The sequence below is a fragment of the Pseudomonas fuscovaginae SE-1 genome (assembly GCF_000364705.1).
GTDB classification, from domain to species: Bacteria; Pseudomonadota; Gammaproteobacteria; order Pseudomonadales; family Pseudomonadaceae; genus Aquipseudomonas; species Aquipseudomonas fuscovaginae_A.
Map to the genome: position 1 here is coordinate 1 of NZ_AQOH01000037.1, position 23,501 is coordinate 23,501.

Genomic DNA, 23,501 nt, shown 5'->3' on the forward strand with positions numbered 1-23,501 from the left:
CTGCCATGCCGCCGAGCGCGGGCAAGCCCGCTCGCCACAGGCAGGCCGTGTAGTCGCTACCGTGGAGAACTGGCCTGGCGCAGACGCTCCAGGGCCTGGTACGGAGCGTCAGCCCAGAAACCGACACGCTCCTTGAGCCGCTCTGAAGCTTCCCGGTGCTTGTCCTGGCTGTCGGGCACGAAGGTCTGGTCTGGCTGCTTGGCATGTTGCCCCGTCGCGGCAAACGCCTGGCGACGCTCCCGGGCGTCTAGCCCGAAGAACTCGCCCAGCCGCCCGTCCAGCGCCAGCGGCAATTCCCGGTAGTTGACCGGCAGCCCTCCAAAAGCCTGGCAATGCTCCGCCGCCAACTGGAACAGCCGTCCCAGACGCGCGGCGATGTAGTCCTCCCGCGAATCGTCCTGGCCGGGGGTATCCAGGCAACTGGCGCCAATCATCCCCGGCACCATGTGCATACCCGCCCGCCGCCAGTGGGAGACGGCGATTTCCAGCGGGTCGCGGTACACGAACAGCCACGGCGTATCGGGGAAGCACTCGCGCAGCAACGGCAGCTCGCCGATATTCCAGGCATCGAGCTTGATCACCAGCGCCCGTTCGTCACCACGCCGACGCTGACCGTAGGCCGCCAGCAGGCCACGCAGCGCCGCCCGCAGTTCCTCGGGCGCGAGCCCGCTGCGCAACAGGCTGTCCAACGCCGGAGGCTCGCTGACGACGATGTGGTCGTCCAACTGAGCCAGCATCCGGCTGAGCAGGGTCGAACCGCAACGCGAGGCGTGATAGATGAACACGCTGGGCGCGACGGCCGGCGTGCGCCATTCACTGAGCGCCGCCAACGGGGTTTCCCGGCGAAACGCCTGGTTGAACGGCAACCGCAGCGCCTCGTCCACCGCATCGCAGAAGAACGGCTGCACCAGCTTGCGCTCACCGAACCAGCACCAGTCCACCCGCCAGTCATCGGCCTGCCGCCAGAGGCGGATCGGCAGCCAGTTCTTCAGAAGCTCCATTGTCGACTCCAGGCGGCGCGCCCCTGGCGCATCGCCGTCCGCAGGTCCGCGCGGCCGAAACGCAGGCCGCGTTCGGCCGCCAGCGCCAGCGTACGGGCAATGAAGGCTTCGCTGTCCTCCAGACTCTGCAAGGTTTCACACAAGGCCGGCTCGCTCTCCAGCAGGGCGCGAAACCGAGCAAGATCGCCGGCCGCGCGGCCAACACCGGCGGCCGGGGTGCTCGCCAGGCCGGCGCCGATCTGCTGCTCCAGCCAGGCCTCGGGACGACAGTCGAGCACCAGGTGAATACGCTCGCCCTCCCCCCAGTTATCGACACTGTGGGGGCGGGCCAGATCGAGAAACCACAGCTCGCCGGCCTTCATCGGGATACGCTGCCCGTCGAGCAGGAAATCCACCCCGGGCGGGCTGAGCAGCGGAATGTGCAGCCGCCGGTCCGCGTCCGGCGCACCGAGGTCGTAGTCGCGATGTTCATGGATGCGCCCGCCAGGCCCCAGGCGCAGCAGGCGGGCCGAACGGATCGACAACGGCAGGTCGAGGGCACTCGCCCAAGCCGCATCCTGCCGCCAGGGCCCACGTTCGACCGCCGCCCCAGCCCCATGGGCCAGCTCGCTCAACGCGTCGGCCGGAGAGATCAGCGCCACCCCACTCCAGTCCCCCTCGTAGTAACCGGTATTGTAGTGGGCCTTCCAGGCCGACTCGGGAATACGCGAAAGCGCCTGCAGCAGCAACGGCAGGTCCACCGTGAGCGGCAGGCGGGAAAAGGCAGGCAGGCTCAGACAATCACCCCACTGCCCCGTAGATGCTCGAGCAACTGAGCAACACAGTCCGGCACGGAGAAACGCCCGGTCTCCAGGACCAGCGCCGGCGAATCGGGGATCTCGTAAGGCGCGGAGACACCAGTGAAGCTCGCCAGCTCGCCATTTCGGGCCCGGGCATAGTTACCCTTCGGGTCACGCGCCTCGCAGACCTGCAACGACGCACTGCACCAGACTTCATGGTAATCCTCGCCCAGACGCCGGGCGAACAGCTCACGCTGCCGGGCTTGTGGCGCAATCATCGCCAGGATCACGATCTGTCCGTTGTCCACCAGCAGGCCGGCCAACTCACTGGCCCGGCGGATATTCTCCTGACGATCGCTTTCGGCAAACCCCAGGTCGCTGTTCAAGCCTGCGCGCAGGGCATCACCGTCGAGCACCAGGCACTGCAGACCACGCTCGAACAGCGTGGCCTGCAGTGCCTGGGAGAGGGTCGACTTGCCCGCTGCCGGCAAACCGGTGAGCAGAATGGCGGCCCCCCGATGACCGTTGCGGGTCTCGCGCTGCAGTCTGTTGACGCTCGCCTGCGGCGCCAGCAGGTTACTGCTGCGTCTTGGCATTGGGCGCTGGCGTGCTGATGTTACCCGCCGCCCACTGCGACTCGCGGGTGGCCAGGGCGCTGGCGATCGCTTCGACCTTGGTCGAGGAGACCTGTGGTGGCAGCGGGTCCAGGCCGGCGCTGGCAAAGATCTGCCCGTAGGCATTGCGCAGGTCGGCATAGGCCAGGTCGCGGCGCAGGTCGGCCTGCAGGTTGTTCAGCTCGCCCTGGATCAGCTCCAGTTCGCCGATGCCCGCCGCCTGGTGGCGGTTACGCAACTGGCCGACGATCTGACTGTCGATGCTGGACAACTGCTGGCTGGTCTTGAACTGACGCAGCGCCTCGCGGTAGTTGGCGTTTGCCACGTAGAGCTGGGCCAATACGGCAATCGACATCGCCTGGCGCCGGGCCCCCGCGACTTCCTCGCCGGCCTTGGCGACGTCGATGGCCGCCGGGGCGGAGATCACGTTGAACAGGTTCCAGGTGACCTTGACGCCGTAGTCGGCCCACTTGTCGTTGACCAGGAACGAGTTGCTGTCGTAGTGCCCGCCGGCCGAGAACTCCAGGCCCGGCAGCAGGCGCAGCATGGCCTTGCGAGTCTCGTTGGCACTGATGCGGGTCTGGTAGTCCTGCTCGCGCAGTTCGGGACGACCGGCCAGGGCCTCCTGTTCGAGCCTGGTCATGTCGACCTTGAGCTCCGGAATCGCATAGTCGTCCGTGGTCGCCAGGGTCAGGTTGGTGCCCAGCGGCAGGTTGATCAGGGTCGCCAGCTCGGTCTTGGCCAGGGACAGCGCCTTGCGCTGCTCTTCCAGCTGGCGGGTGGCCTCGATCAGCGCACGTTGGTAGCCCAGGGCCTGGATCGGGTCGCCGATGCGCTGGTCGCTCATCTGCTGGCTGTTGTTCCGGGCCGCCTCGACCCGCGCCATCAGGCTGTCGATCTGCTTGAGCAGGCGTTCGGCCGCGACTGCCCGCCAGTAGGCCGAGCGCACGTCCTGGACGATGGTGTTGATGACCTTGCGACGACGTTCCTGGACGATCAGGCGCTGGTCACCCTGCTGCTTGGCGTTGATGTAGCTGACGCCGAAGTCGAGCACGTTCCAGACCATGGTCAGGTCGGCGACGTTGCGATCGCGATCCTGAGAGGTCGACGGTACCAGAGACTGCTCACCAGTCCTGACGTTCTGGCTACTGGAGGCACTCACGTTGTTACGCCCCGCATAACCGGCCGACAGCGCCATGCGCGGCAGCATGTCGAAGCTGGCGAGATCCAGCTGGCGCTTGGCCAGGGCCTCTTCCATGATCTTCAGGCGACCTTCGAGGTTGTACTTCACCGCGCGGGCCATGGCCTCATGCAGGGTCAGCGGGCCATTGAGCGGCTCCTGGTCCTTGTACATGTTCTGCAAATCGCTTTTCGCGCGCTGTTCGCTGACGCTGCGGTCGATCGGTTGGCTGGTGACGGCACAACCACTGATTACCAGCGCCAGCAGGCTGACGCTGAACAACTTCTGACTTCTTCTCATCCCTAGCATCGCCCCTGACTACCGCTTTCTTTTTTATAGGCGCCGATCGCTGTCGGCGCGGATTTCCAATAGGTTCAGGCCAGAATGTTTCAGGCCGTCACTTCGCTGCCGACCTGCTCGAGCGCCCAGGCCAACTCATGCAGTTGTTTCTGCTCGGCATCCTTGATCTGTTGCAACTGCTGGCCAAGGGTCGGCGCACCGAAGATCCCGCGCAGACCCTGGGCAGGGTCGCCCAGGCTCTTGCTGCCCTGGCGCTCGAAGGCTTTGGCCCCACCGTTTTCGCCACTCGCCGACTCGCGGTTGAACAAGCCCGACACGGTGCTGCTGCCAAACACCCCGCCGTCGCCGCCACCAAAGCCGAGGAAGCCGTCACCATTACTCTTGCCACCACTATCGCTGGAACTGAACACCTGGGCGATGAAACTCGGGGCCAGTGCACCGTTGTTGATGAAGATGCTGCCGGTCGGCGGCAGCCCCGCGCCCATGTCACGCTGCTCGAACAGCGGCGGGAAGCCCAGCGGCGAACCGAGGTTGCCGGTCGGCGGCCCGAAGATGGTCGGTTGCAGTGGCTGGTTCGGCGTGGTCAGGACCGGTCCGGTCGGGCCGCTGACGCGGAACTGCGGATCGCCGCCCTGGGCCACGGTATTCACCGCGAAGTTGTTGGAGTTGGCGAAACCGACCCCGGCGTTACCGGCCAGGTCGGTGACCAGGCTGGTGTCGAGCGTGATGAAGTTGCTCGGATCGGTGGTGTTCGCCGTCGGCGTCAGGGTCGCGGTCCAGGTCTTGCCCCCATCGCTGGTGGCCAGGTTGGACAGCGTGCCGCCCGCCACGCTGAGGTCAGACAGATCGAAACCGGTGACCTTCTCGCTGAAGGTGAAGGTCACGGTCGTGGTCTGGCCCGCAGTCAGGTTCGGGTTGGCGACCACGATGGTCGCGGTCGGCCGGTCGTTGTCGATCCCGTAGTTGTTGGAGATCGCGATACCCGAACCGGTGTTGCCCGCGGCATCAGAGACCAGCGCCGTGTCGAGCACGATCAGGTTGGTCGGGTCGGTGAGCCCTGCCGTCGGCGTCAGGGTCGCGGTCCAGGTCTTGCCACCGTCGCTGCTGGTCAGGTTGGACAGCGTGGCGTTGGCGACGCTGAGGTCCGTCAGGTCGAAACCGCTCACCGCCTCGTTGAAAGTGATGGTGACAGTAGTGGTCTGGCCGATGCCCAGGTTGGGGTTGGCCACGACGATGGTCGCGTTCGGACGCTGGGTGTCGATACTGTAGTTGTTGGAGCTGGTGGTACCGCTGCCGACGTTGCCCGAAGCGTTCTGCACACCACTGTTGTCCAGGGTGATGAGGTTGCTGGTATCGCTGACGTTCGTGGTCGGAGTGAAGGTGGCGGTCCAGGTGACGCCACCATCACTGCTGCTGACTGCACTCAGGGTACCGTTCTCGACTGTCAGGTCGGCGTTGGTGAAGCCGGCCACCGCTTCGCTGAAAGTGATGGTCACCAGCGACGTCGCGCCGGCGTTCAGGGCCGGATTCGCCACGACGATGGTCGCGGTCGGACGTACCGTGTCGATGCTGTAGTTGCCCGAGTTGGTCACGCCGACACCGCTGTTGCCGGCCAGGTCGGTGTAGCCGGCGTTGTTCAGGGCGATGACATTGGTGGTATCGCGCACGTTGGTGTTCGGCGTGAAGGTGCCGGTCCAGGTGATGCCGCCGTCACTGCTGGTCAGTGTGCTGAGAGTCCCATTGGCGACACTCAGGTCACTGTTGTCGAAACCGGTGACGGCCTCGCTGAAGGTAATGGTCACCGTGGTGTTCTCACCTGCGGAAAGAACCGGATCGGCGATCACGATGGTCGCCGTCGGCCGCTGGCTGTCGACACTGTAGGCGTTCGAGCTGGTAGTGCCGGTGCCGGCGTTGCCCGCCACATCGGCCACGCCGGTGTTGTCCAGGGTGATGTGGTTGTTGTTCTGGGTGACCCCGGCAGCCGGGGTGAGCGTTGCGGTGTAGGTGATATTGTCGCTGGTGCTCAGGTTGCTCAGGACACCATTGACGGCCGTCAGGTCGGCCAGGCTGAAGCCGGTCACCGCCTCGCTGAAGGTGATGGTCACAAGCGAGGTGCCACCGATACCCAGGTGATCGTTGGCCACGACGATGGTCGCGGTCGGACGCTGGGTATCGATCACATAGTTGTTGGAATCGGTGGTACCGCTACCGGCGTTGCCCGAGGAAGCCGACTGCACACCGCTGTTGTTCAGGGTGATGTGGTTGGAGGCGTCGCTGAGGTTGCCGGTCGGGGTGAAGGTGGCGGTCCAGGTGACCCCACCGTCGCTGCTGCTCACGGCGCTCAGGGTGCCGTTTTCCACCGTCAGGTCGGCATTGCTGAACCCGACCACTGCCTGGCTGAAGGTGATGGTCACCAGCGAGGTCTGGCCGATGCTCAACGCCGGATTGGCAACCACGATGTTCGCGGTCGGGCGGACGGTGTCGATGGTGAAGTTCGCCGAACTGGTGGTGCCCGCCCCACTGTTGCCGGCCAGGTCGGCGATACCGGTGTTGGCCAGGACAACGGTGTTGGTCGAACTGTTGGTGTTCGCGCTCGGGGTGAGGGTCGCGGTCCAGGTGATACCACCGTCGCTGCTGCTCAGGTTGCTCAGGGTGCCATTGGCAGAGGTCAGGTCAGCCAGGGTGAAACCGGTCACCGCTTCGCTGAAGGTGATGGTCACCTGCGAGGTCTCGCCTGCGGTGAGCACCGGGTCGGCGATGACGATGGTCGCGGTCGGACGCTGGGTGTCGATCGCGTAGTTGTTGGACGTGGTGGTCCCGGTCCCGGCGTTGCCGGCACCATCGGTATAGCCGGTGTTGTCCAGGGTGATGACGTTGCTGGTGTCGGTGATGTTCGACGTCGGGGTGAGGGTCCCGGTCCAGGTCACGCCACCGTCGCTGCTGCTCAGGCCGGTCAGGGTGCCATTGGCAACCATCAGGTCGGCGGTAGTGAAACCGGTCACCGCTTCCGAGAAGGTGATGGTCACCAGCGACGTCTGGCCGAGTATCAGGGAGGGGTTGGCGACGACCACGGTCGCGGTCGGCCGCACGCCATCGATGGCGACGTTGCTCGAAGTGGTGGTGCCACTGCCGGCGTTGCCTGCTGCATCCTGCACCCCGCTGTTGTCCAGGGTGATGTGGTTGCTCGGGCTGACGAGGTTGGCCGTCGGGGTGAAGGTGGCGGTCCAGGTGACGCCGCCGTCGCTGGAGCTCACCGCGCTCAGGGTACCGTTTTCCACGGTCAGGTCGGCATTGCTGAAGCCGGTCACCGCCTCGCTGAAGGTGATGGTCACCAGCGAGGTCTGGCCAATGCCCAGGTTAGGGTTGGCGAACACGATACTCGCCGTCGGCCGCTGGGTGTCGATCGAATAGGTATTGGAGGTGGTGGTGCCGCTGCCAGCATTGTTCGCCTGATCGCTGACACCACTATTGGCCAGGGTGATGACGTTACTGGCGTTGGTGGTGTTCGAGTTCGGCGTGAGGGTGGCAGTCCAGGTGATACCGCCATCGCTGGAGTTCACTGCACTCAGGCTACCGTTGGCCACCGTCAGGTCGGCGTTGGTGAACCCGCTCACCGCTTCGCTGAAAGTGATGGTCACCAGGGAACTGCCACCGGCGCTCAGCGAGTTGTTGCTGACCACAATGGTCGCGGTGGGGCGCTGGGTATCCACCGCGTAGGCGTTGGACAGAGTCACGCCGGTACCGGTGTTGCTCGCGGTATCGGTGTAGCCGGTATTGTCCAGGGTGATGACGTTGCCGCTGCTGGCATTGCCGTTGACCGGCGTCAGCGTAGCGGTCCAGTGGATATTGTCGCTGGTGGTCAGGTTACTCAGAATGCCGTTGGACGACGTCATGTCCGCCAGGCTGAAACCGGTGACCGCCTCGCTGAAGGTGATGTTCACTTGCGAGGTGCCGCCGATGTTCAGCGTGCTGTTGCTGACCACCACGGTTGCGGTCGGCCGCTGGGTATCGATGGTGTAGTTGTTGGACGTGGTGGTGCCCGTCCCCGCCGTACCGCTGAATGCGCTGTTGACTCCGGCATTGTTCAGGGTGATGACGTTGCTGGCGCTGGTGACGCCCGAATTCGGCGTGAAGGTCGCGGTCCAGGTAATGCCGCCGTCATTGCTGCTGACAGCGCTGAGGGTGCCGTTGGAAACGGTGAGGTCGCTGTTGGTGAACCCGGTCACCGCCTGGCTGAAGGTGATGGTCACCAGCGAGGTGCTGCCGACGCGCTGCGCGGTGTTGCTGACCACGATGGTCGCGGTCGGCGGTGGGTTGAGAGCACCTTCGTTGTAGATACCATCCACCGCGGCCGGCGAGCCCGCCGTGACGTTGCCCGGGCCTTTGCCGCCGATGCCGCTGGCACCGCTGTTTTGGCCGCTGTTCAGCGCCGACAGGTTGGCCGCGCTGATGAGCAGGGTACCCTTGTTCCAGATCGCGCCCACACCCCGGCCACCCGCGCCCCCAGGATCGGCAGAGGCGCCTGGAGCATTACCGCCGCCACCGCCACCGCCACCGCCGGCACCGAGGTTGTTGGAAACGACCGAGTTGCCGGTGATGGTCAGGGTGCCCGTGGTGTCGTTGAAGATGCCGCCAGCGGCAGCGGCGCCGGTACCGCCGGTTTTGTCCCAGCCGGAACCACCACCGCCACCGCCGATGGAAAGGGAGCCGCTGCTCGCGGAGCCACCGGCACCACCATTGCTGTAGCCATAGGACCCCACACCACCCGCGCCGCCGGTACTGCTGCCACCTCGGCCGCCCATGTCGACCGGTGTGAAGCCTCCGCCATTGCCACCGGTGTTGGCGCTGCCGCTGGTCCCGCCGTAGGAGCCCGCACCGTTGCCCGCGATACCGCCATGACCGCCAACCTGCCCGCCCAGGGCACCGCCGCCGCCGCCGCCGCCGCCCACGGTGCCGCCTTGAACCCCACCACCACCGCCGCCACCGGAGGCGGCGTTGGCCGTCACCGTGACGTTGTTGAGTGTCAGGTTACCGGCGTTGACAATACCCCCACCCATCGCTGCCGTGGCATCGGAGCCAGCGTTGCCACCGTTGCCGGCGGCCAGGCCCTGGGTGATGACCAGGCCGTCGAGGGTCGCGGTGACACCTGAGTTCACCTTGAGCACCTGCGTCTTGTACTGCCCGCTCAGGGTGACGTCGGCAACCCCATCATTGTTCAGGTCGCCGTCGATGGTGAGGTTCTTGGCAATGACCAACTGGCTGTTCAGATTCACCGTCATCGCGCTATTGAAGGTGACGATATCCCCGGCCAGCGAATCGCTCAGTGCCTGGCGCAAGGAACCGGCACCCGTGTCGTTGCTGTTGGTCACGGTGATGGTCGCCAGGCCGTACTGATAGGCGGCCATGGCATCGGCCGAGAGCTGGTTGCGGCTCTCGATGCTGCCGGTGGCGATTTCCAGGGTCCAGTCCCCGCCCAGGCCGGTACGGTTGGTGGACGCGGCGATATCACGCCCGGTGTACTGCGCCAGGGAGTCGACGAAGCTGAGGCCCTTGTCCCCCGCAGCGGTGTTGCAGGCGTAGATCAGGATATCGCCGCCGACGTTCATGTCGCTGCCGATACGCGCCAGCACATCGGCACGGGCCGCCACGTTGTCGGCCGACAGATAGGTGCTGCCCAGCCACAGGTCGCCCGCGTTGCCGTGGGCGATGAGTTGCACGGAGCTGACGCCCTGGTGGGTATCGAGGTAGTCGGCGATCTGTTGCAGGCCGTCCTTGCTGCCGTCGAGCACCACCACCTGGGTACCGGGCGCGACGCCCTTGAGCAGGCTGTCGAAGTCCTTGACCCGCGAGTCGACGAACACCACGGTCTGACCGGGCACGGCGGCCGCGGCGGGCGTCGGGGTGGCGTCCGCCTGGGCATGGGTGTCCTTGCTCGCGGACGTCGAGTCAGCGCTCGGGGGCTTGGCCGCATCGGCCGTCGGATGGCTGTCCGCCGCGTCCGCCACCGTGGCCGCCACCGCGCCGTCGAACAGCATGCGCGGTTCCAGGAACATGATCATGGGTGCGCCCGGGGACTGGGTGCCTTGGGTTGCTCGCTGTACCGCCCGCGACTTCTGTTTGCTCCACCACATGCTGCTCACCAGGGATCGAACGTTCTAGGATTCAAATGAAAACTGCGGTCAATTGACCGCAGCGGAGTTTTTCACGCGTATGACGTTGGCTGCACTGGAAGCTCCATCGAGCCAGAAGGACAGCTTGGAATATTGTTCGAACAGGTCCGGCGGCAGGATGGTGCGCCGCGACTGCAAGGCGACCTTGCGCTTGACCTTGTGCAACCCGGCGATGCCCAGCGACTGGTCGAACTCCGGTGCGTCGTAGACCAGGTTGTCGAAGTCGTGCTCGAACCAGGGCTCGCCGATGAAGTCGTAGACCAGCCGCATGACCATTTCGGGCGCCTGGCTCAACAGGTCGTAGTCGACCACCAGCAGGGAGTCGGCGTGCTCGCCGTAATAGGCTTCCTTGAGCGCCGCCCAGGCATAACCCACCAGGCGATTGCGCTGGGCCAGGGTCTCGACCCGGCTGTAGACGGTGTTGCGTTCGGCGTCATCGACGAACAGCTTGGTGTTTTCGTACGGATTGGCGCGATAAAGGCGTTCGATGCTGTCCATGACCCAGGCGACATTGCGCACGCAGGCGATGACCTTGGACTGCGGGAACAGGTCGCGCAGCGCGGGCAGGCGCGCGGACCACTGGCGATTGGTGTCGAAGACCACCGACTTGTCGGCCTTGTCGGCATAGTAGGCGTCGAACAGCCCGCCCAGCAGGCGACGACGCATGTCGATGTCGATCACCGAGCCGAACTCGCTGCCGGCGCTGCACTGGCCCAGGACGCTGGCGAACAGGGAGCCGACCGGGCTGGTCATGCCGGCATGAAAACGCGGATTCTGCAGAAGAATGGCGGACAGCAGGGTCGAGCCGGAGCGCGGCAAACCGGAGATAAAATGGAAACGGCGCAATCCCTTCACCCTAGGCGTAAGTCCTTTTGTAGAACAAAGCGTAGCGTAAGGAAGTGTTTCGGACTAGTAGTGTTTTGATATCAACTAGCTGGTCTTTAAGCCGGAAAAGGCCCGTTAACACGGGCTTTTCCCGGCTCGAATAAACCTTGCGAACGGTCTTGTCGCTCTAGATCAAGGCTTTAGCGGTTAGTGCCCACTACATGAAGGATGGCAGGTCTCATACAAGATCGCCTGGGTATCCCCCCCAGCGCCCTGGTCGATTTTCCGCCAGCCGGTCGGAATCGACGGAAATTCGTCCGGCGCCACGCGGCTCATCACCAGCCAGACCCGCCCATTGCCCGCTGGCAGGTCTTCCAGATGGTCCAGGTAAACGCCGGCTCTTTCATCGATCAGGGTACCGAAACCATAGCTGTTGGGGCGGGTCGACAAGCCCTTGCGGGTCGGCGGTGTGTAGAGCCGCGGCGAGGTGGCGCTCTTGTCGTAATAGCCCCAGGTCAGATACCAGAACATGTCGCCAAGCACCACCTGGTCGCCCGCCTGACTGTGCCGGTTCATGTACTCGACCATGTTGTTGAACTGGTCACCGGCATCCACCGTGTAGTTGTTCTTCAGCCCCACGCCCTCGGCAGCCAGCACCGCCGCCAGCAGCAGCCCGGCGAGGAGCCGGCCGTCTCGCGCCAGGCGGACGATGGCCAGGGCCAGGATGATCGGCAGGCTCAGCGCCGGTACCGTCAGGTAGCGCTCGATGAACACCGGTGAGACGAACGACACGGCGAACACCAGCAACAGTGGCAGGGCACTGTAGATCACCAGCAGTGTTTCCAGATGGAAGCGGCTGCGATCAGTCCAGACGATGAACACCATCGCCAGCGCGATGACGCTCGGCAGGCTGGTGAGCAGCCACACCGGCATGCCCTCGCCATCGTCCTGGGCCATCACCTGCCAGACCATCGAAGGCAACGAACGCAAGGTCACCGGCGGCTCCCAACCGACATCGCCGCCGACCTTGAGGTCATCCATGTGCAGCACCAGGTCGACCAGGCCCGGCAACCAGGGCAGGAACAGCACCACGATCGCGACGTTGGCCAGCCACCAGTCGCGGCAGGCGATGGGTCTCTGCCCGATTTCGGGATGGCGGCGCAGCAACAACAGCCAGCACCAGTGCGACAGCACGCACAGCGCGGTGAAGTAATGGGTGTAGAACCCGGCCGCCATCAGCACGACATAGGCCACCAGGTAGCGCTTACGTTGCGGATTGTGGACCCAGTAGACCAGGGCCAGGGTCGCGCCCAGCAGCCACACGCCCAGCAGCGAATACATGCGGATTTCCTGGCTGTAGCGCACCGCCGTGGGCAACAGCGCCAGCAACAGGCCGGCCAGAATCGTCACCCGGCGCCCGGCGGCAACCAGGTGCGCCAGCCAGATGCCAAGAAATACCACCACGACGCCGGGCACGGCGCTGGCCAGGCGAATCGACAGAATCGAGTCGCCGAACAGGCTGATCCAGCCACGCAACAGGGCGAAATACAAGGGCGGGTGAACATCACGGGCGGCATGCGTCCACAGCTCGGCAAGCGGGTATTGCGCCAGCAGCAGGCTGGAACCCTCGTCGCCCCAGATCGCGGCGGCTGTCAGTTGATACAGGCGCAACGCCAGGGCCACGGCCAGCAGCGGTACCAGCCAGGGTTCGCGAAACAGTTGCGCAAGGGATTGCAGGGGTATGACAGGCCGATCGTAAAGCCGCTTTATCGTTTCACTACTACCGGGAACGCCCATCACCACCCTCAACAAGTCAACGACTGCCCCTCTGGAGGCAAGACGCAGTGATTGTAGGCCAGAACGACCTGGGCTTGCCCATCTGTTCCACGGGCGATTTTTGTCCGACAAAAAAACACCTGAATGTCAAAGACAAAGGCTACTCTGTCAGCCGGTGCTCAACAGACTTGGGGAAACCAGGCGCGGCACCTCACTCAACACAACTGAAGGAAATGGATCCATGGAAGTTTTTGTCGGTACTATCCAGATGTTCGGATTCAACTTTGCCCCGCGGGGCTGGGCGCTCTGCGCAGGGCAACTGATGCCCCTTTCACAGCAACAGGTGCTGTTCGCCCTGATCGGCACCTACTATGGCGGCAACGGTACCACCAACTTCGCCCTGCCCAACCTGCAGAGCCGCCTGCCGGTCGGCCAAGGTACCGGGCCCGGCCTGTCCCCGCGCACCATCGGCCAGAGTTCTGGCAGCGAGAGCGTCACCCTGCTGAGCACCAACGTGCCCGCCCAGCAGATCTCCACCGCCAACCTGACGGTCAACACCATCATCGGCCTGGCGAGCGCCCCTAGCAACGCGACCACCGCACCAACGGCCACCAACTGCTACATCGGCGCCTCCGCACCGTCCGGCCCACCCTCGGCCGGTATCTTCTCCGACCAGTTGGGAACGGCCGTTCCACTCAAGGGCGTGGGCAGCACCATCGGCGGCACCCTGAACACCGTCGGTGGCAGCGTGCCGGTCAATGTCATCAACCCGTACCTGGCGGTGAACTTCAGCATCGCCCTGGAAGGTATCTTCCCTTCGCGTAACTGATTGAACAGGTGGGAGTCGGCTGCCCGACTCCCACACTGCCGGAGAGTATCGATGCTGCAACATGTTTCAAGCGAACACTTCCAGCCTCTGCTGGACCAGCCCTCCCTGCTGCACCTGCCCGACGGCAGCCAACTGCAGGTCCGGATCGAGGCCATAGGCTTGCGCCCGAAAGCGCAGTTGCCGGAAATCAGTCGCATGCCGTTCACTGTGCAGCTACACAGCCTGCAACCGACGGACTTCGTCGATGGTCTATGCAGCCTTGAGCTGCCGCAGACGGGACTGCTGGAAGGCATTTTCGTGTCGAGGGAGCCGGCGTTGGGTCGTGATCCGGCCTTGGGCTACTTCAACATCGTCTTCAACTGAAATTCGGGTACCACACCAGCCGCTCGGCACCCGGTGTGCTCTGCTCGACCTGAAACCCCAGCGCCAGATAATGCTGGCGTGCCTGAGGATTGCTTGTCCAGACCGTGGTGGCGACCGGGCAGCGCACCTGAGTTGCCGCCTGCTGCACCCCCTGCAGCACCACCCGGCCGAAGCCCTTGCCCCGTGCCGCCGGAATGAACGCCAGGTAAAGCACGCGGATTTCATTGGGCCCGAAGTCGGCACTGAGCACACCGATGGGCGTATCGAGCTTCTCCACCACATAGTGCATGGCGTCGGGGAAATGCTCGCCGATACCCTGTTCCTGCACCTGGAACTGCTGGGCGATCACCTGCTCGATCAACTCCGGCTCGGCATCGATCCACTGCAACTCCGGCCGGGCCGACTGGTAGAGGCTTTGCAGAAAGGGCGCATCGGTAGGCCGCGAGGGCCGCATGGACAAGCCGGCGGCCGACGAACTGTTCAACATCAGTCTGTTTCCCTGTACCTGGTCAATGATCAAAAGCCGCTTTCACGTACGCCCAGCGCCGCCATCCGGCGCCAGGCAATGCCCAGCAACGACTCGCTGCGGCCCTGCAGCACCGCCACGCCGCGCAGCGGGTGGCTGGGCGTGGGGACGTCTTCGAGCAGTTTGAGCCGGACACCATATTGCGCCTGCAGCGGTTCCGGTCGGCGATTCTCGTCACGGCGCACGGCAATCGGCCCGTGGTGGTCGGAGGTCAGCGCCTCCTGGTCGATGACCGACACACCGTTGGCGTCGATATCCAGCAACTCCACCGGCCAGGCCGGGCGCATCGGGTCGTCGGCGACGAAGCGCCCGCTCGCGCCGGGCGCGACCCGCCACAGGTCCTCTTCGGCCAGGTAGCCGCGCAGGCGCGTGCCGTCCTCGACGACCCGCGCCAGCGGCTCACGGGTCGAGACCCAGCGCCCGGCACGCAGGTTCGGCATCAGGTCACGCACCTGGCCGGCCTGCGGGGCCCGCAGCAGCAGGCGCTCACGCCGCGCCTGCAGACCACGATACTCGGCCACCGACTCGGCCAGCCGCTGCTCGAGAATACCGACATCCGCCGCCGTTTCACTGCGCCCGGCCTGGCGACGCAACTGCAATTGCAGGATATCGATCTCGCGTCGAACGATGACCGAACGCGACTCGATATCCGGCGACTCCAGTTCCACCAGCACCGCTCCCTGCTCGACCCGCTGGCCATCCTGCACATTGACCTGGCGCACCCGTGCCGCGACCGGCGCATGCAACGCCGTGACGCGCCCCGCCTCCAGCATCGTCGGCACCTCCACGCTGCTGCGCCAGGGCACCACCACCAGCAACAGCAGGCCCAGCAAGCCCAGGCCGCTGAGCAGCACCCGAGGGGTGTGCGCCTGCTCGCGGCGAGCCCACCATTCGCGGGTTTCCTTGAAAATCGGCAGGAAGATGAACCAGCCCAGCTCGACCAGCATCAGGAAAATGCCCAGCAACTTGAAGAACAGGTGATAGACCGCCAGGGCGATCCCGAAAAACAGCGCCGCCCGCCACAGCCAGGACATGAAGCCCCAACCCAGCAGCCGCCGACGCATGCGCGGCGACCAGGGCTCGGGCGCCGGCTCGCCGTAGCCGAACAGCGCCTCGCGCAGCCGCCAGCGACACAGGGCGAAAGCCCGTCCCTGGAGGTTGTCGACTTCCCAGAAGTCGCTGAGCAGGAAGTAACCATCGAAGCGCATGAACGGGTTGAGGTTGACCGCCAGGGTGGTCAGCCAGGTCGCGCTGGCGAGCATGAACGCCGCCGTGCGCGCCGCCCCGTCCGGCAGCAGCGACCAGGCCAGCAGGGCGATGCAGGCCAGCAACATTTCCGCCAGCACCCCGCCGGCGCCGATCAGCAGGCGCGCCTTGCGGTCGTTGACCCGCCAGGCATCGCTGACATCGGTGTAGAACAGTGGCAGCAACACCATGAACGCCACGCCCATGCTCTGCACCCGACAGCCGGCACGCTTGGCCATGAAGGCATGGCCGAACTCGTGGCAGAGCTTGGCGAAAAACAACGCCACGCCAAAGGCCATCGCCCCGCCGAGGCTGAACAGGTGCGGAAAGGTCGCGAGAAAGCGCTCCCAGTCCCGCGAGACCAGGAACACACCCAGGCCGAGCGTCAGCGGCAGGCCATAGCGCAGCAATCGCGGGCCGAACCGCGCCAGCCACGGCCAGGCGCGATTGAGAAAGGCATCCGGGCGCCACAGCGGAATGCGGAAGAACAGGTACTGGTGCAGCGCCATCTGCCACAGGCTCTGGCGCGAGGCGGCGGCTTTCCAGGCATAGCTGGCGCGCTGCTCGGGGTCGAGGGCGGCGATCAAATCGTGGCTGCGCAGGAAGGCCAGCATCTGCTCCAGTTCCGATTCGCCCAGCGGCAGGCCCGGTTCGCCGTTCGCCGCCTGCAGCACCCGCGCCGGGTCGCCCAGCGACCAGTGCCGCAGCAGGCGAATGGCCTGGGCGCCCAGCTTGAAATAACGACCGCGCACCGGGTCGGCCAGGGTCCAGCGTGGCGAGCCGTCGAGGGCCGCCGAGGCGGGTGTGAGTTGCAGGTCCGCGCGCAGGCTGGGCAGGTTCATTACAGGCCAACGCTCTGGCGCAACCCAGCCAGCGGCCGGCGCAGCAGGTAAAGGGCCAGCGGTGCGCGCTGGCCGAAGATTTTCGCGGTGCCACGCAGGCCGATACGCGGTGGCGGCGAGTCGCTGAAGCCGGCGTCCAGGCGATAGGCCAACTGCCCGGCCGGGGTGGTCTGCGCCTCATAGGCCACCCGCTCGAGCCTGGCCGAATGGCGCTGCAGCGGGTCGCTGTCGAGAAACAGTGCCACCTCGGCGTCCGGTTCCAGGGCGATGGCATCCCCCACCGCCAGTTCGATGCGCAGCTCGGCCTGGCTCGGATCGGCCAGCTCCATCAGGCGCTCACCGGTCTGTACCGGCTTGCCGGTCCAGCGTTCGGCATCGGCGAACACCGCGATGCCGTCGCGCTCGGCGCGAACCTCGCTGCGCTTGAGCAGTTCGGCGGCGTAGTCACGCTCGGCGCGCTTCTGCTCGACCCGGGCCGCCAGTAGGTCGAGTTTCGAACTCGATTCGGCATCGGCGAAGGCCCGCTGGGAATTGGCCTTCAATTCGGCCTCGGCCACCCCGAGTGCCCTTTGGGCCACATCGGCCTGGGCCTTGAGGGTGGTGCTTTCGAAACGTACCAGCAGATCGCCGGCTTTCACCGTCTGGTTGGGCTTGACCAGAAATTCGGCGATCACCCCGTCCAACGGCGCCGCCACCACCCGCCCGGCCAGCGGCACGACCTCGGCCGGTGCCAGCACCGATTGGCGCACCGGAATCAGCAGACTCAGCAACGCCAGGGCGACCAACAGCGCCTGGCGCTTGCGCGTCAGCCGCAAGCGCCACGGCCGGCGGGGCTGCAGCGCCAGCCAGGCGTGACTGTAGGTGTCGCCCAGTTGCGCCAGCAACACCTGTTCGGAAGGGCTCCAGGGATTGTCACGGGCCAGCCAGAGGCCGCCGAATACCTCGCCCTCGTGGTCGAGCAGCGGCAACCAGAACACCTGTGGCGCGGACAGGCTCCGCCAGTCGTCGACAATCGAGGCATTGAAAGCCTCCATCGGCACCACGGTGGCGGGCTTGGCCCGTTCCAGCTTGAACAGTTGCGCCACGGCGTGCTCGACGAAAGCCACGAATGGCGCATTCGGCTCCACCGCGCTGACGCCGGTCACCGCGCGCACCTTGCCGGCGATCAGCAAGGCGGCATGACGGAAACCGAACAGCGCCTGACCGTCATTGACCAGGCTGTAGGCCAACTCTTCGGTGCTACGCGCGGCACGGGTCAAGCGTTCCAGATCGAGGAACTGGGCAAAGACCCGCTCCGCCGCGCCCGCGACCGGTGCGTTCATTTCAGCTCCGCGAAATGCGCCGTGCCGCTCATGCCCGCCAACAGGCCTTCGGCCTTGGGCAGGCTGGCCACCAGCAACAGGGTCTGGCTGCCTTCGTCGATCCGTGCGCCGAGGCGCTTGATGGTCGCGATCAGCGGCTGGCCGGTTTCATCCGGGACGAAACTGAAGGTCTGCCCCGGCTTGAGCTTGCCCATCCAGCGCGACGGTACCAGCAGGTGGATCTCCAGGGTGCGGTTGTCGACGATTTCGAGCATCGGCGAGCCGGCCGAAACGCTTTCGTAACGTTGGACCTTGCGCTGCACGACCTGCCCGTCATAGGGCGCGATGACGCTGCAACGCTTGACCTGGACCTGGTAGACCTGGGCCTGGGCCTGCGCTTCGGCGACCTTGGCCTCGGCGCGGGCCACTTCGAAGCGGCCGAGCGAATTGAGCGAGGCGAGCTGACGGTTGTGCGCCAGTTCCTCGTTGGCCCCACGACCGGCGGCCTGGGCGGCAGCGAGCTGGGCCTGATAGGCCGAGCAGTCGAAACGCGCGAGGATTTCGCCCTGCCTGAAGGTCTCGCCTTCGCTGAACGGCAACTCGACGATCCGCCCGGACAGCTCGCTGGCGAGCATCGCCTGGTCGCGCGCGCGCAACACGCCACGGGCCTCGCTGGCCGTGGTCGCGTGAGCAGCAGGCGCAGCCGTGTCCAACAGCGGATCCGTCTCGGCCGCCTGGGCCTGAGCCACGTGCGCCACACAGGACAACCCGAAAACCAAACCCCAAAAACGCTGCATCACAGTGACTCCTTGTCGGACAATCGCGAGTCTACGGTAGCCAGAGTGAGCGTCAAGCAGATTGCCAGCATCCCGCCCCGGCTTGCCGATGTGCGGCAGCTCACAGCCTGCGCTGCCGCGTGCGGTACAAGCATAGGTGGACTGGCCGCGCTTCGGTATGATGACGGCCCTCCCCGGCCTCGGCGCCGCACGTTTACGGATTAAGGACAATTCATGCGTATCGCTCTTCTGACATCCCTGGCGCTGGGCGTTGCCTTCTCCTCTCAGGCCCAGGCCAGCTCCGACGATTTCTGCTATCCACGCTGGTCGATGATGCAGTACGGGCTGGACCGCTGCAGCAATCTGGCCTTCCTCGCCCCGGGCAACGACAGCCGGGTCAACCTGCGCCTGCTGCTGGCGGACCAGGGCAAGCTGCCGCTGGCGCCCAACGAACTGAGCGAAGACGATCTCGCCGAAGGCTACGGCCCGGTGCCCTTCGCCAATACCCGGCTGCAGTCGAACGTGCCGGACGCCAGCGGCGAAGTGAGCAACGCCGAGAGCGTCGAGCTGGACGAAACCCTGGAAAAACTCGGGATCAAGCGCGGCGACGAGGCCCCGGCCGGCGATGCCTTCCTCTCCGGCGAAGGCAGCCGCTGCCGCAGCAACTCGGAGGAAAGCACCAGTGCCTTCATCGAGGCGCTGCTCGCCACCGGCGAGCTGTCCGAGGCCGAACGCCAGGCCCTGGCGCGCTCGCGGGTACAGATGCTCACCACCTGCAACTGGGACCCGGCGCAGCAGGCCGCCTTGTTGCCCACCGACGTACAATCGGCGCCAGGGCAGGCGTTCGTCACCTACCTGCGCGCCGCCAGCGACTTCTACAGCGGCCGTTTCAGTGAAGCGGCCAGCGGTTTCGCCAACCTGGCGCAGAACAGCCAGCCCTGGCTGAAGGAGACCGCGCTGTACATGCAGGCGCGTACCGCGCTGAACCTCGCCCAGCAGAACACTTTCGATGCCGAGGGCATGCCCACTGACAAAGAGGCCGACCCCGCACAACTGAAACAGGCCGAGGACGGTTTCAACGCCTACCTCAAGGCTTATCCACAAGGTGCCTACGCGGTGTCCGCCCGTGGCCTGCTGCGTCGGGTCTACTGGCAGGCGGGCGAGGTCGACAAACAGGCGGCCGAATACCTCTGGCAGTTCAGCCTGCCCGAAGATGCCCCACGCAACGTGTCCTCGGACAGCCTGGTGCAGGAAATCGACAGCAAGCTGGTGTTCGGCGTCGGCGAAATCAACGACCCGCTGTTCCAGGCCGTCAACGACCTGATGGCCATGCGCACGGCGGGTGACTACGAATCGAAGAAGCAACTGACCCTGGAAACCCTGCAGACCCACAAAGCGATCTTCGCCGCGCAACCGGCGCTGCATGACTACCTGCTGGCGGCGTTCCACCTGTATGTCGGGAAGAACCCGGATCTGACGCTCAAGACTCTGCCGAGCGAAATCCCGTCGAAGCTCGACTACTTCGCCTTCAGCCAGCAGATGCTGCGGGGCCTGGCGCTGGAAGCCAAGCAGGACTGGCCGGCGGCCGAGACGCTGTGGCTGCAACTGCTGGCCCAGGCGAAACAGCCGCTGCAACGTGAACAGCTGGAACTGGCGCTGGCCAACCACTACGAGCGCAGCCAGCAGGTGGCCAAGGTGTTCGCCGCCGATTCGCCGATCAAGACCCCGCAGGTACGCGCCATCCTGTTGCGCCACGTGGCCGACGCCGCGCTGCTGCGCCAGCAGGTCAAGCAGGGCGCGGATGCCACCGAGCGCGACAGCGCGCTGTTCGTGCTGCTGTACAAGGACCTGCGCCTGGGCCACTACCAGGACTTCAGCGAAGACCTGAAGCAACTGCCCGCCGAACCGGCCGACACCAAGCTGGGCACCAGCCTGGGCTACGTCTACAGCGACGGCCAGTCGCTGCGGCTGTTCCGCTGGAACGGCGCCAAGGCCGAGTCCGGCTACACCTGCCCGGCCATCGCCGAGACCGTCGCCAGCCTGCAGGCCGATGCCAAGGCACCGGCGGCACTCAACTGCCTCGGTGAATTCATCCTGCGCAACGGCCTCGACGGCATGCCGCTGGACAGCCAGCGCAACAAGGACGAGCTGGGCGGTACGCCATCGCTGTTCAAAGGCCCGGTGTACTCGCGCCTGGACGGCTACCAGCAGGTCCTGGCCGATGCCAAGGCCTCGCGCACGGACAAGGCCTACGCGCTGTTCCGGGCGATCAACTGCTATGCCCCCGCGGGCTACAACAGCTGCGGCGGCAAGGAAGTCGAGCCGGCGCAACGCAAGGCCTGGTTCAGGCAGTTGAAGGGCAGCTACGCCGACACCCAGTGGGGCAAGTCGCTGCAGTACTACTGGTAAGTGTCGATGGGCCGAGGGTGCTGGCTGTTGCTGGCCGCCTGGCTGAGTGCCAGCCAGGCACTGGCAGCGGTCGATGCGCGCGAGCATGACGCGTTCTGGCTGTGGAGCGGGGTCGCTCCGCAGCCGGTGCTGGCCCAGGCGCGCAGTCTGTACGTACTGCAGGGCCAGGTCAGTCAGTCACGCCAGCGCGGCATCAGCTTCATCGCCCAGGGCATCGCGATTCCGCGCCTGAGCCGGGGCGAGGTGTGGGTGGTCTATCGCGCCCATACCCTGCGCTGGCCGGAGTCGGTCTATCGTCAGTTGCTCGGCCAGGTCAAGCGCTGGCAGCAGGCGGGCAACCCGGTGGTCGGCATCCAGATCGACTTCGATGCCCGTACCCGCTACCTCGACGAGTACGCCGACTTCCTGCGTGACCTGCGTCAGCGGCTGCCGGCCGATCTGCGCCTGAGCATCACCGGGCTGATGGACTGGAGCAGCAATGCCGATCCGAAGGCCATCGCCCAGCTCAAGGGCGTCGTCGATGAAGTGGTGGTACAGACCTACCAGGGACGCCGCAGCATTCCCGATTACGCCGCGTACCTGCCACGCATGAATCGCCTGGGGTTGCCGTTCAAGATCGGGTTGATCCAGGGCGGCGAGTGGCAGGAGCCCCCGTATCTCCAGGACAGCGAGTGGTTTCGCGGCTACGTGGTGTTTTTGCAGAATCCTTGAACTATATCGCCTCCAACCTGCCCAGCCATGCATGAAAATGCGGGCAAGCGGCGCGTATCACATCCAGGCCAATATCGCAGGCAATCAAAGGACCATGAAAGGTCTTCTGATAGCCTGGCATGACCTTGAGCACCCTCTTGGAAGGTGCCGTACTCGGACTGTCATTAATGTCCTCGGGCGTCGTGTAGGTCGTCATCACGGCACTGAGCGCGGAAACCGTTACGTCATCAGCCCATTGAGCAAATTGCTCAACTCCAGCGAACAACAGTGCCTCAAACTCATGTACCAGCAAGTGCGGGATGAAGTTCCGTTCATTGATATCCAAGGCCAACTGCGCCTCCAGAAAGGCGGCCTTTTGCGCACCGGAACCCTTGGTCGGAAATTCTGGCGCATTCTTGCCAGGAAAATCATTGGGCAGAGCATAGAGATCAAAGAGGGTCGAGACATAAGCGGAACGATCCTGCCGACAGAGACGGATCAGTTGCGGCCTGACCTTGGCGTAACTCACGACACCGCCTTTATAACCGGGGCTGGTGCTGACAATAATTGCAGTGAGGTAGATACCTAGACGGGCATAATGCGGAACCAACAGCTCTCGTACGAAGGCCTCTTCCGTCTGGCCTTCAACCAGAAGAATCAGACGAGTCATCGGGACGGCCTCCCGCCCAGCAGATTTTTCTTCCAGAGATCCCCAAGGCTGTACTCTTCCAGCCACTCAGCCAAGAAGCTTTCGTCAGGCCGCCGGAATACGGATGCCCCCCCCACCTTATCCACAACGATCAGGTCATGAGCATCGAACTCATTTACCAACTCGACCGATTGCGTCGAAATGATCAACTGATGACTCTGCGCCGTGGACTTCATCAGAGCGCCCAGTGCAGTGATCGCAAACGGATGTAACCCCAGCTCGGGCTCGTCAATCAAGATGGTGGAGGGCATGAACTCTTCAGGCTGGAGCAGGACAGTGGCAAGACAGATGAAACGTAGCGTGCCATCGGACAAAGCGCTGGCATTAAAAGGTACATCCTGCCCTTTCTCTGTCCACTCAAGCTGGATTTTTTCTTTGTTGTCTACAGTAGGGCGTAGATGAAAATCACCAAAAAATGGGGCCACCAACTGGATCGATTTGACGATTCGCTTGTAATGGTCCTCATGGTGATTTTTCAAACGGTAAAGAAACGCCGCCAGATTGCGAGCATCGTCACGCAGGTATTCGTTGTCGTTGATCCCATGGATCTGCTTGACCCAGGCACTTTGGCTCGTATCGTGAAAATGATAGAGGCGCCAGCTGCGCATGGCGGGTACGACATGCCTATAGATAAGCGTCTTGCTTTTCTGTGCTTCAGCGTACGACTCAAAGTGCCCGGCCTTTGCGCGCCAATCGCCCGACTTCTCCCACCAGAGCGCTTCATGCACAAACATCATTCGATTGTCTTGAGTGGGCATGAGCGTGAATTTATAACCGTTATTACCAAAATACAGCTCGGCCTTCAGGCTCTCGCTTTTCTTTCGGCCAAAGTGCAGCAAGGCATCCGGACCGCCCGCAGCGCCCACAGAGGCCTGCAACTGCTCATCCAAGATACGGTTGATCAGGCGAAAGAAGCCAATGAAGTTGGATTTACCAGCACCATTCGCGCCGATCAATACGTTGATCTTGCCCAACTCGATATCGCATTCGGCGATCGACTTGTAGCCGCGCAAGACCAGCCGCGATAGCTGATCCGAGTCATCCACTTTCTTGATCATCTGGGCATCCCGAATGGCGTTGCATGCCGAACGAGGGCATACCGTGTCAAATAGCAGGCATTATCGCCAGAACAGGTATCGGTTGCACTCGCCAATCAACCCAGCGGC

The 23,501-nt window shown here is 64.5% G+C and carries 17 protein-coding genes; 4 read left to right on the plus strand and 13 right to left on the minus strand.

Translation table 11 applies throughout. From position 1 onward, the window contains the following. Window positions 1-56 precede the first annotated feature (56 nt). The 7 genes from K675_RS0104700 to K675_RS0104730 form a co-directional block, all read right to left on the minus strand. Window positions 57-1,001: an aspartyl/asparaginyl beta-hydroxylase gene (locus K675_RS0104700; protein WP_017902353.1), complete on the minus strand. Its 945-nt coding sequence runs from the start codon at window positions 999-1,001 to the stop codon at window positions 57-59. Next, window positions 989-1,777, minus strand: a complete 789-nt coding sequence (locus K675_RS0104705) for an aspartyl/asparaginyl beta-hydroxylase domain-containing protein (RefSeq protein WP_026144929.1) — start codon at window positions 1,775-1,777, stop codon at window positions 989-991. Before K675_RS0104705 ends, K675_RS0104700 begins: the two co-directional genes overlap by 13 nt. After that, entirely contained in the window at window positions 1,774-2,376 is a 603-nt protein-coding gene (gene cysC / locus K675_RS0104710; protein WP_017902355.1) for an adenylyl-sulfate kinase, read from the minus strand. Before cysC ends, K675_RS0104705 begins: the two co-directional genes overlap by 4 nt. Next, window positions 2,357-3,874, minus strand: coding sequence for a TolC family protein (locus tag K675_RS0104715; protein WP_026144930.1), 1,518 nt, complete (start codon window positions 3,872-3,874; stop codon window positions 2,357-2,359). The genes cysC and K675_RS0104715 overlap by 20 nt, the downstream gene beginning before the upstream one ends. An 89-nt stretch (window positions 3,875-3,963) precedes the next feature. Then, window positions 3,964-9,933, minus strand: coding sequence for an Ig-like domain-containing protein (locus K675_RS0104720; protein ID WP_017902357.1), 5,970 nt, complete (start codon window positions 9,931-9,933; stop codon window positions 3,964-3,966). 120 nt (window positions 9,934-10,053) lie between these two features. Next, entirely contained in the window at window positions 10,054-10,899 is an 846-nt protein-coding gene (locus tag K675_RS0104725; RefSeq protein ID WP_026144931.1) for a sulfotransferase family protein, read from the minus strand. A 177-nt stretch (window positions 10,900-11,076) separates the two neighbouring features. Further along, on the minus strand, window positions 11,077-12,666 hold the full coding sequence (locus K675_RS0104730; RefSeq protein ID WP_017902359.1) for a glycosyltransferase family 39 protein: 1,590 nt from the start codon (window positions 12,664-12,666) through the stop codon (window positions 11,077-11,079). Between the two features lie 220 nt (window positions 12,667-12,886). On the opposite strand from K675_RS0104730, the gene K675_RS0104735 reads away from it, so the two are divergent. Both K675_RS0104735 and K675_RS0104740 read left to right on the plus strand, forming a co-directional pair. Further along, window positions 12,887-13,474 carry a phage tail protein gene (locus K675_RS0104735; protein WP_017902360.1) on the plus strand — a complete coding sequence of 196 codons (588 nt, stop codon included), beginning with the start codon at window positions 12,887-12,889 and terminating at the stop codon, window positions 13,472-13,474. A 51-nt stretch (window positions 13,475-13,525) separates the two neighbouring features. Continuing rightward, window positions 13,526-13,837 (plus strand): hypothetical protein, encoded by a 312-nt coding sequence (locus tag K675_RS0104740; protein WP_017902361.1) that lies wholly within the window; start codon window positions 13,526-13,528, stop codon window positions 13,835-13,837. On the opposite strand, the gene K675_RS0104745 is transcribed toward K675_RS0104740, so the two are convergent. The 4 genes from K675_RS0104745 to K675_RS0104760 are packed head-to-tail and all read right to left on the minus strand — an operon-like array spanning window position 13,830 to window position 18,548. Next, window positions 13,830-14,324 (minus strand): GNAT family N-acetyltransferase, encoded by a 495-nt coding sequence (locus K675_RS0104745; RefSeq protein ID WP_017902362.1) that lies wholly within the window; start codon window positions 14,322-14,324, stop codon window positions 13,830-13,832. The two genes, K675_RS0104740 and K675_RS0104745, sit on opposite strands and share 8 nt — an antisense overlap. 29 nt (window positions 14,325-14,353) lie before the next feature. Next, complete coding sequence (locus K675_RS0104750) at window positions 14,354-16,450, minus strand: HlyD family efflux transporter periplasmic adaptor subunit (RefSeq protein ID WP_017902363.1); 2,097 nt, start codon at window positions 16,448-16,450, stop codon at window positions 14,354-14,356. Further along, window positions 16,450-17,772 carry an efflux RND transporter periplasmic adaptor subunit gene (locus K675_RS0104755; RefSeq protein WP_017902364.1) on the minus strand — a complete coding sequence of 441 codons (1,323 nt, stop codon included), beginning with the start codon at window positions 17,770-17,772 and terminating at the stop codon, window positions 16,450-16,452. Before K675_RS0104755 ends, K675_RS0104750 begins: the two co-directional genes overlap by 1 nt. Then, the gene (locus K675_RS0104760; protein ID WP_017902365.1) at window positions 17,769-18,548 is read right to left on the minus strand and encodes an efflux RND transporter periplasmic adaptor subunit; all 780 of its coding nucleotides are present in this window, start codon (window positions 18,546-18,548) and stop codon (window positions 17,769-17,771) included. Before K675_RS0104760 ends, K675_RS0104755 begins: the two co-directional genes overlap by 4 nt. Before the next feature lie 213 nt (window positions 18,549-18,761). On the opposite strand from K675_RS0104760, the gene K675_RS0104765 reads away from it, so the two are divergent. Continuing rightward, window positions 18,762-20,936, plus strand: a complete 2,175-nt coding sequence (locus K675_RS0104765; RefSeq protein ID WP_017902366.1) for a hypothetical protein — start codon at window positions 18,762-18,764, stop codon at window positions 20,934-20,936. Between the two features lie 6 nt (window positions 20,937-20,942). Continuing rightward, entirely contained in the window at window positions 20,943-21,647 is a 705-nt protein-coding gene (locus K675_RS0104770; protein WP_017902367.1) for a DUF3142 domain-containing protein, read from the plus strand. Window position 21,648: 1 nt separating this feature from the next. Here the strand turns inward: K675_RS0104770 and K675_RS0104775 are convergent, their stop codons facing one another. Continuing rightward, window positions 21,649-22,296: a DUF4276 family protein gene (locus K675_RS0104775; RefSeq protein ID WP_017902368.1), complete on the minus strand. Its 648-nt coding sequence runs from the start codon at window positions 22,294-22,296 to the stop codon at window positions 21,649-21,651. Further along, complete coding sequence (locus K675_RS0104780) at window positions 22,293-23,393, minus strand: AAA family ATPase (RefSeq protein WP_017902369.1); 1,101 nt, start codon at window positions 23,391-23,393, stop codon at window positions 22,293-22,295. The genes K675_RS0104775 and K675_RS0104780 overlap by 4 nt, the downstream gene beginning before the upstream one ends. Between the last annotated feature and the right edge of the window lie 108 nt (window positions 23,394-23,501).

Coding starts and splice junctions, on each gene's coding strand:
- cysC (WP_017902355.1), bottom strand. CDS start 2,376: ATGCCAAGACGCAGCAGTAACCTGCTGGCGCCGCAGGCGAGCGTCAAC.
- K675_RS0104780 (WP_017902369.1), bottom strand. CDS start 23,393: ATGATCAAGAAAGTGGATGACTCGGATCAGCTATCGCGGCTGGTCTTG.
- K675_RS0104770 (WP_017902367.1), top strand. CDS start 20,943: ATGGGCCGAGGGTGCTGGCTGTTGCTGGCCGCCTGGCTGAGTGCCAGC.
- K675_RS0104715 (WP_026144930.1), bottom strand. CDS start 3,874: ATGAGAAGAAGTCAGAAGTTGTTCAGCGTCAGCCTGCTGGCGCTGGTA.
- K675_RS0104760 (WP_017902365.1), bottom strand. CDS start 18,548: ATGCAGCGTTTTTGGGGTTTGGTTTTCGGGTTGTCCTGTGTGGCGCAC.
- K675_RS0104720 (WP_017902357.1), bottom strand. CDS start 9,933: ATGATCATGTTCCTGGAACCGCGCATGCTGTTCGACGGCGCGGTGGCG.
- K675_RS0104755 (WP_017902364.1), bottom strand. CDS start 17,772: ATGAACGCACCGGTCGCGGGCGCGGCGGAGCGGGTCTTTGCCCAGTTC.
- K675_RS0104750 (WP_017902363.1), bottom strand. CDS start 16,450: ATGAACCTGCCCAGCCTGCGCGCGGACCTGCAACTCACACCCGCCTCG.
- K675_RS0104775 (WP_017902368.1), bottom strand. CDS start 22,296: ATGACTCGTCTGATTCTTCTGGTTGAAGGCCAGACGGAAGAGGCCTTC.
- K675_RS0104735 (WP_017902360.1), top strand. CDS start 12,887: ATGGAAGTTTTTGTCGGTACTATCCAGATGTTCGGATTCAACTTTGCC.
- K675_RS0104730 (WP_017902359.1), bottom strand. CDS start 12,666: ATGGGCGTTCCCGGTAGTAGTGAAACGATAAAGCGGCTTTACGATCGG.
- K675_RS0104700 (WP_017902353.1), bottom strand. CDS start 1,001: ATGGAGCTTCTGAAGAACTGGCTGCCGATCCGCCTCTGGCGGCAGGCC.
- K675_RS0104740 (WP_017902361.1), top strand. CDS start 13,526: ATGCTGCAACATGTTTCAAGCGAACACTTCCAGCCTCTGCTGGACCAG.
- K675_RS0104745 (WP_017902362.1), bottom strand. CDS start 14,324: ATGTTGAACAGTTCGTCGGCCGCCGGCTTGTCCATGCGGCCCTCGCGG.
- K675_RS0104765 (WP_017902366.1), top strand. CDS start 18,762: ATGCGTATCGCTCTTCTGACATCCCTGGCGCTGGGCGTTGCCTTCTCC.